The sequence below is a fragment of the Streptomyces abyssalis genome, from assembly GCF_001751365.1.
GTDB lineage: Bacteria > Actinomycetota > Actinomycetes > Streptomycetales > Streptomycetaceae > Streptomyces > Streptomyces abyssalis.
The window spans coordinates 1,248,022-1,259,543 of the sequence record NZ_LJGT01000040.1 but is presented as its reverse complement, the minus strand read 5'-3'; the positions used below and the strand labels follow the sequence as shown (position 1 = coordinate 1,259,543).

10 protein-coding genes are annotated in these 11,522 nt (G+C 70.2%); all 10 read right to left on the bottom strand.

What is annotated here, in order from left to right:
• Positions 1 to 7: 7 nt before the first annotated feature.
• A complete protein-coding gene (pgi, locus tag AN215_RS20265; protein ID WP_070012191.1) occupies positions 8 to 1,657 on the bottom strand; it encodes a glucose-6-phosphate isomerase in 1,650 nt (549 codons plus the stop codon).
• A 158-nt stretch (positions 1,658 to 1,815) separates the two neighbouring features.
• Positions 1,816 to 2,151, bottom strand: coding sequence for an RNA polymerase-binding protein RbpA (locus AN215_RS20260; protein WP_079123219.1), 336 nt, complete (start codon positions 2,149 to 2,151; stop codon positions 1,816 to 1,818).
• A gap of 274 nt (positions 2,152 to 2,425) precedes the next feature.
• Positions 2,426 to 2,656 (bottom strand): preprotein translocase subunit SecG, encoded by a 231-nt coding sequence (secG, locus tag AN215_RS20255; protein ID WP_070012505.1) that lies wholly within the window; start codon positions 2,654 to 2,656, stop codon positions 2,426 to 2,428.
• A 184-nt stretch (positions 2,657 to 2,840) separates the two neighbouring features.
• Positions 2,841 to 3,617 carry a triose-phosphate isomerase gene (tpiA, locus tag AN215_RS20250; RefSeq protein ID WP_070012189.1) on the bottom strand — a complete coding sequence of 259 codons (777 nt, stop codon included), beginning with the start codon at positions 3,615 to 3,617 and terminating at the stop codon, positions 2,841 to 2,843.
• 94 nt (positions 3,618 to 3,711) lie between these two features.
• Positions 3,712 to 4,926, bottom strand: a complete 1,215-nt coding sequence (locus tag AN215_RS20245) for a phosphoglycerate kinase (protein WP_070012188.1) — start codon at positions 4,924 to 4,926, stop codon at positions 3,712 to 3,714.
• 149 nt (positions 4,927 to 5,075) lie between these two features.
• Complete coding sequence (gene gap / locus AN215_RS20240; RefSeq protein WP_070012187.1) at positions 5,076 to 6,080, bottom strand: type I glyceraldehyde-3-phosphate dehydrogenase; 1,005 nt, start codon at positions 6,078 to 6,080, stop codon at positions 5,076 to 5,078.
• Between the two features lie 269 nt (positions 6,081 to 6,349).
• Positions 6,350 to 7,327, bottom strand: a complete 978-nt coding sequence (whiA, locus tag AN215_RS20235; protein WP_045864271.1) for a DNA-binding protein WhiA — start codon at positions 7,325 to 7,327, stop codon at positions 6,350 to 6,352.
• Positions 7,318 to 8,370, bottom strand: coding sequence for a gluconeogenesis factor YvcK family protein (locus AN215_RS20230; RefSeq protein WP_070012186.1), 1,053 nt, complete (start codon positions 8,368 to 8,370; stop codon positions 7,318 to 7,320). The genes whiA and AN215_RS20230 overlap by 10 nt, the downstream gene beginning before the upstream one ends.
• Positions 8,371 to 8,387: 17 nt before the next feature.
• On the bottom strand, positions 8,388 to 9,416 hold the full coding sequence (rapZ, locus tag AN215_RS20225; RefSeq protein ID WP_107374401.1) for an RNase adapter RapZ: 1,029 nt from the start codon (positions 9,414 to 9,416) through the stop codon (positions 8,388 to 8,390).
• A gap of 25 nt (positions 9,417 to 9,441) precedes the next feature.
• On the bottom strand, positions 9,442 to 11,451 hold the full coding sequence (uvrC, locus tag AN215_RS20220; RefSeq protein WP_070012184.1) for an excinuclease ABC subunit UvrC: 2,010 nt from the start codon (positions 11,449 to 11,451) through the stop codon (positions 9,442 to 9,444).
• Positions 11,452 to 11,522 lie beyond the last annotated feature (71 nt).

Below are 11,522 nucleotides of genomic sequence, written 5' to 3'. Positions count from 1 at the left end.
TAGGGTCTCAGCGGCCCCGCAGCCGGCGGTACCGGGCGACCAGTCCGGCCGTGGAGCTGTCGAGCCCCTCGACGTCCGCGCCGTCCGTCAGGGCCGGCTCCAGCCGCTTGGCGAGGACCTTGCCCAGCTCGACGCCCCACTGGTCGAAGCTGTCGATGTCCCACACCGCGCCCTGGACGAAGACCTTGTGCTCGTACAGGGCGACGAGCTGACCGAGCACCGAGGGGGACAGCTCCTCGGCGAGGATCGTGGTCGTCGGGCGGTTGCCGGGGAAGGTCCGGTGCGGCACCTGCGCCTCGGGGACGCCCTCCGCCCGTACTTCCTCCTCGGTCTTGCCGAAAGCGAGCGCCTGCCCCTGCGCGAAGAGGTTCGCCATCAGCAGGTCGTGCTGCGCGGCAAGGCCGCCCAAGCCGGGTGCGGGGCGTGCGAAGCCGATCAGGTCGGCGGGGATCATCTTCGTGCCCTGGTGGAGCAGTTGGTAGTAGGCGTGCTGGCCGTTGGTGCCGGGTGTGCCCCAGACGACGGGGCCCGTCTGCCAGCCCACGGGACGGCCCCCGCGGTCGGTCGACTTCCCGTCGGACTCCATGTCCAACTGCTGCAGATAGGCCGTGAACTGGGAGAAGTAGTGGCTGTAGGGCAGCACGGCGTGGGTCTGGGCGTCGAAGAAGTTGCCGTACCAGATGCCCAGGAGCCCCATCAGCATCGGTGCGTTGGCCTCGAAGGGCGCCGTGCGGAAGTGCTCGTCGACAAGGCGGAAGCCGCTCAGCATCTCGCTGAAGTGATCGGCGCCGATGGCGACCATGAGAGAGAGCCCGATGGCTGAGTCGTAGGAGTAACGACCGCCGACCCAGTCCCAGAACTCGAACATGTTCTCCGTGTCGATGCCGAACTCGGAGACCTTCCCCGCGTTCGTGGAGACCGCCACGAAGTGCCGGGCGACCGCCTCCTGCGCGCCGCCGAGGCCCGCGAGGAGCCACTCGCGGGCCGCGGTCGCGTTGGTGATCGTCTCGATGGTGGTGAAGGTCTTCGACGCCACGATGAAGAGCGTCTCGGCCGGGTCGAGGTCCCGCACCGCCTCGTGCAGGTCGGCGCCGTCCACGTTGGAGACGAAGCGGAAGTCCATGTCGCGCTTCGTGTACGGCCGCAGCGCCTCGTACGCCATCTTCGGCCCCAGGTCCGAACCGCCGATGCCGATGTTGACGATGTTACGGATGCGCCTGCCGGTGTGGCCTGTCCACTCCCCGTCGCGGACCCGCGAAGCGAAGAGCGCCATCTTGCCGAGCACGGCGTGCACATCTCGGACGACGTTCTCACCGTCCACCGTGATCTCGGACGAGACCGGGGCCCGCAGCGCCGTGTGCAGGACCGCCCGGTCCTCGGTGATGTTGATCTTCTCGCCGCGGAACATGGCGTCCCGCAGCGCCGCGACCGAGGTGCCGCCCGCCAGCTCGCCCAGGAGCCGCAGCGTCTCGTCGGTGATCAGCTGCTTGGAGAAGTCCAGGTGAAGATCGCCCACCTGCAGCCCGTACCGCTCGGGGCGCTGCGCGTCGTCGGCGAAGAGCGTGCGCAGATGTGTGCCGCCGAAATCCTCGCGGTGCTTGGCCAGCGCGTGCCACTCGGGCAGTTGATCGAGCCGGGCGGGGCGTGCTGCGTTCATCGGCGGTCGTCACCTTCTCCTCGTACTGAATACGCCGCGCACCAACCTAATTGACGGCAACGCGGGCCGCGCGCACCGCACGGGGCGGCCGGGGCGGTGACGGTGGACGGTACGGAACGCCCGCGGCGCGGAGGTGAAGGGAGGACGACGGGGAGCCGTCAGATCTCGCCGCGGAGCTTGGCGAGGGCCTCGGCGAGGATCGCCTCGCCGTCCTCGTCGCTGCGGCGCTCGCGCACGTAGGCGAGGTGGGTCTTGTACGGCTCGGTCCGCGGCGGGTCCGGCGGGTTCTCCTCGTCCGTACCGGCCGGGAAGCCGCAGCGGGGACAGTCCCAGGTCTCGGGGATCTGCGCGTCGCTGGCGAAGCTGGGCTGCGTCTCGTGCCCGTTGGAGCACCAGAAGGAGATGCGCAGGCGGGGCGCGGAATCGCCTCGCTCGGCCTCTCCCATCGGCCCCGCACCGACCCGGCTTCCCCGGATCGCGTTGCCACTTGCCACGGTCGTAACTCCCTGCCTCGCGGTGCCGCGGAACATCGACGGTGAGTCCGTCGCGGGCGCCCTAGTGTACGTAGGGCCCAACGCGCGTCCAGTGACCGGAGTTACTGCGTCGGCTCCGGACGCGAGCCTCATGATAGGCCGGGTAAGGCGACTTGCGGCTGCTCTTGCAAGGGCGGAGAAGCCCGCTGCGGCCCGGGCCGGCGCCCATGGCGCGCAAGCGGCAGGTGAGGGCGGGACGGCTCGGGCGCCGCCCCGCGTCAGGGCTCCGGTTCGGTCAGCTCTCCAGCTTCATCAGCAGACCGAGCACGACGATGATCGCGAACCAGACCAGCCCGACCACCACGGTCAACCGGTCCAGGTTGCGCTCGGCGACCGAGGAACCGCCGACGGACGACTGCATGCCTCCGCCGAACATGTCGGAGAGGCCGCCGCCCTTCCCCTTGTGCATCAGCACCAGCAGCGCCAACAGGAAGCTGAAGACGATGAGGGCGATAGAGAACCCCATGATCACGGCTGGACCAACTCTCTCGGACTTCGGCGGGACTACTTCACATGTGGGGGGGCCGGACGCGGGCCCGGCCCCCGACAGGGTACGACGGGCCGGGGCCCGGCGTCATACGGCTGCCCTTTCGGGGACGCCCCGGCTCTGCTCGTGCCGGGGTGTGCCACCGGTCGGGGCACCGGTCAGTTCACTGGTCGCGGAAACGCACGATCTTGACGAACTCCTCCGCGTCCAGGGAGGCACCGCCCACCAGCGCACCGTCGATGTCGGGCTGCGCCATGATCTGGGCGACGTTGCCGGACTTCACCGAGCCGCCGTACTGGATGCGGACGGCGTCGGCGGTCTGCTGCCCGTACAGCTCGGCGAGGCGGCCGCGGACGGCGCCGCAGACCTCCTGTGCGTCCTCCGCACCGCAGGTCTTGCCCGTGCCGATGGCCCACACCGGCTCGTAGGCGATCACGATGGTGGCCGCCTGCTCGGCGGTCACGTCCTTCAGCGCGCCGTCGACCTGGGCGAGGGTGTGCGCGACGTGGTTGCCCTCCTCGCGCACGGGGAGCTCTTCGCCGACGCACAGGATCGGCGTCAGGTCGTGTTCGAAGGCCGCCTTCACCTTCGCGTTGACCAGCGGCTCGTCCTCGCCGTGGTACTGACGGCGCTCGGAGTGGCCGACGGTGACGTAGGAGCAGTTCAGCTTGGCGAGCATCGCGCCGGAGATCTCTCCGGTGTACGCGCCGGAGGCGTGCGCGGACACGTCCTGGGACCCGTACTTGATCTTCAGCTTGTCGCCGTCGACCAGGGTCTGGACGGAGCGCAGGTCGGTGAACGGCGGCAGAACCGCGACCTCGACGGCCGCGTGGTCCTTGTCCGTCAGGGCGAAGGCGAGCTTCTGCACGTGGGCGATGGCCTCGAGGTGGTTGAGGTTCATCTTCCAGTTGCCCGCCATCAGCGGGGTGCGGGTGGTCACGGGGTCGGTCCTCCATTGTTCGCTTCTCCGCCCCTGCGGTGCGGAGGTGCGGGCAGAGTTGCCGCCTGCGGCTGGGCGGCCGCACGCGCGTCGCTCACGAATCCTCCAGTGCGGCGAGGCCGGGCAATGTCTTGCCTTCGAGGTATTCGAGGCTGGCGCCGCCGCCGGTCGAGATGTGGCCGAATGCGTTCTCGTCGAAGCCGAGCAGGCGTACGGCGGCGGCGCTGTCGCCACCGCCGACGACGTTGAAGGAGCCGCTGTCCAGCAGCGCCCGGGCGACGGCGCTGGTGCCGGCGGCGTAGTCGGGGTGCTCGAAGACACCCATCGGGCCGTTCCAGAAGACGGTCGCGGCGTCGGCGAGCTTCGCGGCGTACAGCTCCCGGGTCTCCGGCCCGATGTCCAGGCCCATCAGTCCCGCCGGGATCGCGCTGACGGGGACGGTGGAGGGCCCGGCCGGCGCCTTCGTCTTCAGGTCGGGGAAGCTCTCCGCCGCCAGCACGTCAACGGGCAGCACGAACTCGACGCCCAGTTTCTCCGCCTGCTCCAGGTAGCCCTTGACGGCGGGGATCTGGTCCTCCTGCAGCAGCGAACCGCCGACCTCGTGGCCCTGGGCCTTGAGGAAGGTGTACGCCATGCCGCCGCCGATGAGGATGCGGTCGGCCTTGTGCAGGAGGTGCTCGATGACGCCCAGCTTGTCCGAGACCTTCGCACCGCCGAGCACCACCGCGTACGGGCGTTCCACGTCCTCGGTGAGCTTCTTGAGCACCCCCACCTCGGTGGCGATGAGGCCGCCGGCGGCGTGCGGCAGACGCGCCGGAAGGTCGTAGACGGAGGCGTGCCTGCGGTGCACGGCGCCGAAGCCGTCGCCGACGTAGAGGTCGGCCAGCGCGGCGAGTTCACCGGCGAAGGCCGCACGCTCGGCGTCGTCCTTGCTGGTCTCCCCGGCGTTGAAGCGCAGGTTCTCAAGGAGCGTCACGCCGCCGTCGGCGCTCGCCTCCACCGCGGCCTTCGCGCTGTCGCCGACCGTGTCGGACGCGAACTCGACGTCCTTGCCGAGGAGTTCACCGAGCCGCTTCGCGACGGGCGCGAGCGAGAACTGCGGGTCGGGCGCTCCCTTGGGCCGGCCGAGGTGCGAGGCGACGACGACGCGCGCACCGCCGTCGGCCAGCTTGCGGATGGTGGGTACGGCGGCCCTGATGCGGCCGTCGTCGGTGATGTTCTCGCCGTCGAGCGGGACGTTCAGGTCGGCGCGGACGAAGACCCGCTTGCCGCCCACTCCCCCGGCGATGAGTTCGTCGATCGTCTTCATGCTTGCTGGTGCTCTCCTTGGAGTTCAGGCCCTCGTTGTCGCACGGCCGTACTCACGTGGCAGGGCTCGCAGGGCGCGTCGTCGCGCCCTGCGAGCCCTGCCACGGTCTGCCATCTCCCGGCGCTGCCCGGCCTCGTGTTCGGGAGTGCTCAGAGCTTGTCGCCGACGAAGGTGGTCAGGTCGACGAGACGGTTGGAGTAGCCCCACTCGTTGTCGTACCAGCCGACGATCTTCGCCTGCTTGCCCTGGACCATCGTGAGCGACGCGTCGAAGGTGCAGGACGCGGGCCAGTTGACGATGTCCGAGGAGACGATCGGGTCCTCGGTGTACTCCAGGATGCCCTTCAGCTGGCCCTCCGCGGCCTTCTGGAAGGCGGCGTTGATCTCGTCCTTGCTCGCCTCGCGGTCCAGCTCCAGGACCAGGTCGGTGACGGAGCCCGTGGGCACCGGCACGCGCATGGCGATGCCGTCCAGCTTGCCCTTGAGGTGCGGGAGCACGAGGGCGGTGGCCTTCGCGGCGCCGGTCGACGTCGGGATGATGTTCTCGGCGGCGGCGCGGGCGCGGCGCAGGTCCTTGTGCGGGAAGTCCAGGATGCGCTGGTCGTTGGTGTAGGCGTGGACCGTCGTCATCATGCCCTTGACGAGGCCGAAGTTCTCGTCGGCGATCTTCGCCATCGGCGCCACACAGTTGGTGGTGCAGGAGGCGTTGGAGATGACGTGGTGCTTGGCGGCGTCGTACTTGTCCTCGTTGACGCCCATGACGACGGTGATGTCCTCCTCCTTGGCCGGGGCCGAGATGAGGACCTTCTTCGCGCCGGCGGCCAAGTGCTTCGCCGCGTCGTCGCGCTTGGTGAAGATGCCGGTGGACTCCACGACGATGTCGGCGCCGAGCTCGCCCCAGGGAAGCTGGGCCGGGTCCTTCTCCGCCATCGTCCTGAAGGTCTGGTTGCCCACCGTGATCGTGTCGTCGGTGTGGCTGACCTCCTGCTTGAGGCGGCCCAGGATGCTGTCGTACTTCAGCAGATGCACCAGGGTCGCGTTGTCGGTCAGGTCGTTGACACCGACGATCTCGATGTCCGCCCCCTGCTCGAGCAGTGCGCGGAAGTAGTTGCGACCGATGCGGCCGAAGCCGTTGATGCCTACGCGGATCGTCACGAACCGATCTCCTCGTTGGTACGCCGGTACGGACACCGGCAAAGCTGTATGGGATGTCCCCGACCGCTTCCGACCCTACCGCGCTCCACTCTTTACGGTGACATCGGCCACCCGCCGTCCACGGGCCGGGACGCGGGGCGGCCGGAAGGGGCGCAGCCGGGGAGCGCGGACGCCCCGGGGCACGCGGCGCACCCCTGTAACGGAGGTGGAGGCACCCGAGCCAGAGGGACGAGGTGGGGCCCCAGGCCCCGAGGACCTGGGGGGAGAGGTCAGCCCACCATCTCTTCGGTGAGGCTCGTCTCCGTGCCCGGAATGCCCAGGTCCTGAGCGCGCTTGTCGGCCATCGCCAGGAGCCGGCGGATACGGCCGGCGACGGCGTCCTTCGTCAGCGGCGGATCGGCCAGAGCGCCCAGCTCCTCAAGCGAGGCCTGCTTGTGGTCCATGCGCAGGCGGCCCGCCGCGGCCAGGTGCTCGGGCACGTCGTCGGCGAGGATCTCCAGCGCACGCTGCACGCGCGCGCCCGCAGCGACGGCCGCGCGCGCCGAACGGCGCAGGTTGGCGTCGTCGAAGTTGGCCAGGCGGTTGGCGGTGGCGCGGACCTCGCGGCGCATCCGCCGCTCCTCCCACGCCAGCACGGACTCGTGGGCGCCGAGCCGCGTCAAGAGGGCGCCGATGGCGTCACCGTCACGGACGACGACGCGGTCCACGCCGCGCACCTCGCGTGCCTTCGCCGCGATCTGGAGCCTGCGCGCCGCACCGACGAGTGCCAGCGCCGCCTCCGGGCCGGGACAAGTGACCTCCAGCGACGAGCTGCGGCCCGGTTCGGTCAGCGATCCGTGCGCGAGGAACGCACCGCGCCAGGCGGCCTCGGCGTCGCAGGTGGCCCCCGAGACCACCTGCGGCGGAAGGCCGCGGATCGGGCGTCCGCGACTGTCCACCAGCCCCGTCTGGCGTGCGAGCTGGTCGCCGCCGGCCACGACCCGTACGACGTAGCGGCTGCCGCGGCGGAGGCCGCCCGGCGCCATCACGACCAGGTCGGAGCTGTGTCCGAAGATCTCCAGAACGTCCTTGCGCAGGCGGCGGGCCGCGATGCCCGTATCGAGCTCCGCCTCGATCACGATCCGCCCGCTCACCAGGTGCAGGCCGCCCGCGAACCGCAGGATCGACGAGACCTCGGACTTCCGGCAGCAGGTCCGGGTGACGGGGAGCCGGGAGATCTCGTCCTTCACTGCAGCCGTCATCGCCATGGGCCGATCCTTCCATGCATCCGAAAAATACGGTCGTACGCGGCGGCCAGCAGCTCCGGATCGTGCCTGGCTGCACCTCCCCCGGGGCCTTCGCCCTGGGCGGCACCTCCGGCCGCCGCGACCGGTGACAGCTGAGCCGTCGCTCCGAGCCTCTCGGCGGCCTGACACAGGGAATCCCGGTCGGGAACGGCGTTCTCGTCGGCCAGCACCACGTCGAAGGCGAGTTTAGGGGCGTGTCGGGCCAAAACGTCCAAATGACGCTGCGGGGAGAAGCCTTCTGTTTCTCCGGGCTGCGGAGCGAGGTTCAGCGAGAGCACCTTGCGGGCCTTGGTCTGCGTCAGGGCGTCGAGCAGTTCAGGGACGAGCAGGTGCGGGATCACCGAGGAGAACCAGGAGCCGGGGCCCAGTACGACCCAGTCCGCGTCGAGCACGGCCTTGACCGCCTCGGTGACGGCGGGCGGGTCGTGCGGAACGAGATGGACCTGCTGCACCTCGCCCCGGGTCAGGGCGACCGTGGCCTGGCCCCGTACGGTCGAGACCTCGTCGGGGCGCTCCGGGTCGTGGCCGCGCACCAGTGCCTGGAGCTCCAGCGGGACCGCGGACATCGGCAGCACCCTGCCGTGCGCCCCGAGCAGCTTGCCCACCAGGTCGAGGGCCTGGACGTGGTCGCCGAGCTGCTCCCAGAGCGCGACGATCAGCAGATTCCCCACCGCGTGGTCGTGCAGGTCGCCCCGGCTGACGAACCGGTGCTGGACCACCTCCGCCCAGGTGCGGCCCCACTCGTCGTCGCCGCACAGCGCCGCGAGCGCCTTGCGCAGGTCGCCGGGGGGCAGCACGCCGAGCTCGTCGCGGAGCCGGCCGCTGGAGCCGCCGTCGTCGGCGACGGTCACGACGGCGGTGAGGTCTCCTGTGATGCGGCGCAGTGCGGTGAGCGACGCGGACAGGCCCGCGCCGCCGCCGAGTGCCACGACCTTCGGCTGGGCGCCCTGCCGTGCCGTGCGTGTGTTCACCGGACGCCGCAGCCGGATGGTCCTACGAGGCATTCGCGCTTCTCACGTCCTCATTCACGTCCCATGTCGCGGTGCACCACGACGGTCTCCACGCCGGCGTCGGAGAGCCGGCGGGCCAGCTTCTCCGAGACGGCGACGCTGCGGTGCTTTCCGCCCGTGCAGCCGACCGCGACGGTGACGTAGCGCTTGCCCTCCCTGCGGTACCCGGCGGCGACGAGCTGGAGCAGTTCGGCGTAGCGGTCCAGGAACTCCTTCGCGCCCGGCTGGTCGAAGACGTAGTCGGATACCTCTTCGCTCGTGCCGTTGTAAGGGCGCAGCTCCGGGACCCAGTGAGGGTTGGGGAGGAAGCGGCAGTCGGCGACGAGATCGGCGTCAACGGGAAGCCCGTACTTGTACCCGAAAGACATCACCGTGGCGCGGAGTTCGGGCTCCTCCTCGCCCGCGAAGCGGGCGTCGAGCTTGGCCCGCAGCTCGTGGACGTTCAGGCCGGAGGTGTCGATGACCATGTCGGCGTCGCCGCGCAGCTCCCGCAGCAGGTCGCGCTCGGCCGCGATGCCGTCGACGATCCGGCCGTCGCCCTGCAGCGGGTGAGGGCGGCGCACCGACTCGAAGCGGCGTACGAGCGCCTCGTCGCTCGCCTCCAGGTAGACGATGCGGCGCTTGACCTGCCGCTGGGAGAGGTCCGCCAGGGACTCCTTGAGGTTGTCGAAGAAGCTCCGCCCCCGGACGTCGACGACGACGGCGATGCGGGCGACGTTGCCCTGCGAGCGCGCCCCCAGGTCGACCATGGTGGGGATCAGCTCGGGCGGGAGGTTGTCGACCACGAACCAGCCGAGGTCCTCCAGGCACTTGGCGGCGGTGCTGCGTCCGGCGCCGGACATGCCGGAGATGATCACAAGTTCCGGGATCACGGTCTCCCCGGCGGCGTCCGTGAGCGGGGACGCGTCCGCCCCCGTGGCTGTGTCCGCACCGGTGGCTCTGCCCGCGCCTGTGCCCGTGCCTGTGCCGGGGACCGGCTGCGCCGGTTCTCCGGCCCGGCCGGCGTCTCTGGCCTGTTCTTGCTCCTGCTCGCTGCTCATGCTCTCCGCCCCCCGTCCTCGTGACTCACTCTTCTTCAACGATCTCACCGGTCGCTGTGTTCACGGCCGGCCCGGAAGACTTCGTGACAAGCGCGGCGGCTACGGTCTCCGCCGTCTTGCGGCCCACTCCCGGCACCTCGCAGATCTCCTCGACGGTCGCCGCGCGGAGCCGCTTCAGGGACCCGAAATGCTTCAGCAGCGCCTGCTTGCGGGAGGCCCCCAGGCCGGGGACGGCGTCGAGCGGGCTCGCCTTCAGCGACTTCGAGCGTTTGCTGCGCTGATACCTGATCGCGAAGCGGTGCGCCTCGTCACGTACTCGCTGAAGGAGATACAGGCCCTCACTCGTGCGGGGCAGCACGAGTGGATCCTCCTCCTCCGGCAGCCACACCTCTTCGAGGCGCTTGGCGAGCCCGCAGACGGCGACGTCGTCGATGCCCAGCTCGTCCATCGCGCTGCGCGCCGCTGCGACCTGCGGGCGGCCGCCGTCCACAACGATGAGCTGGGGCGGGTAGGCGAACTTTCTGGGCCTGCCGTCCTCGTCACGCGCTCCGGCGCCCGCGGCGGAGCCCTCCGCGGGCTCCGGGCCCTCGCCCTCGGCGGGCTCCTCGCCCTCGCCGCCCCACTCGCCCGTGCGGCGCTTCTCCTGGAGATAGCGACGGAAGCGGCGGCTGACGACCTCGTGCATCGAACGTACGTCGTCCTGACCGGCGACCGACTTGATCTGGAAGCGGCGGTACTCGCTCTTGCGGGCGAGGCCGTCCTCGAAGACGACCATGGACGCGACCACGTCGTCGCCCTGGAAGTGGGAGATGTCGAAGCACTCGATGCGCAGTGGCGCCGAGTCCAGGCCGAGGCCCTCGGCGATCTCCTCCAGCGCACGCGAGCGGGTCGTGAGGTCGGACGCGCGCTTGGTCTTGTGCAGGGCGAGTGCCTGCTGTGCGTTGCGCTCCACCGTCTCCATCAGGGCCCGCTTGTCGCCACGCTGCGGGACGCGCAGGCTGACGGCGGAGCCGCGGCGTTCGCCCAGCCACTGCGCGGCCGGCTCCGGAGGCTCGGGAAGCGCGGGGACCAGGACCTCCTTGGGGACGCCCTCGCCGCTCTCCTCGCCGTAGAGCTGCTGGAGCGCATGCTCGACCAGTTCCGGTGTGGCGATCTCCTCGACCTTGTCGGTGACCCAGCCGCGCTGGCCCCGCACGCGGCCGCCGCGCACATGGAAGATCTGGACCGCTGCCTCCAGCTCGTCCTCGGCGACGGCGATCAGGTCGGCGTCGGTGGCGTCCGCGAGGACCACGGCGCTCTTCTCCATGGCGCGCTTCAGAGCGTCCATGTCGTCGCGCAGGCGTGCCGCCTTCTCGTACTCCATCTCCTCGGACGCCTGTTTCATCTCGCGTTCCAGGCGGCGCAGGTACGAGCCCGTGTGCCCGGCGACGAAGTCGCAGAACTCCTCGGCCAGTTCGCGGTGCTCCTCCGCGGTGACGCGGCCGACGCAAGGTGCGCAGCACTTGCCGATGTACCCGAGCAGGCAGGGGCGGCCGATCTGGGCGGAGCGCTTGAACACACCGGCCGAGCATGTGCGTACGGGAAACGCACGCAGCATCAGGTCGACGGTCTCGCGGATCGCCCACGCGTGTGCGTACGGACCGAAGTAGCGCACGCCCTTCTTCTTCGGGCCGCGCATCACCTGGACCCTCGGATACTCCTCGTTGAGGGTCACCGCGAGGGACGGATAGCTCTTGTCGTCGCGGTACTTGACGTTGAAGCGGGGGTCGAACTCCTTGATCCAGGAGTACTCCAGCTGGAGGGCCTCGACCTCCGTGGAGACCACCGTCCACTCCACCGAGGCGGCGGTCGTGACCATGGTGCGGGTACGCACATGGAGCCCGGCCAGGTCCTGGAAGTAGTTCGCGAGCCGCTGGCGCAGGCTCTTGGCCTTCCCGACGTAGATCACCCGTCGGTGCTCGTCCCGGAACCGGTAGACCCCCGGTGAGTCGGGGATCTCACCCGGTTCGGGACGGTAGGTGGAGGGGTCTGCCATGCCGCACAGCCTACGTCCGTGCGATGACAGCCCCGCTGCCTGCCGCCGGTGCCCGGCCTGTCAGCGGCGAC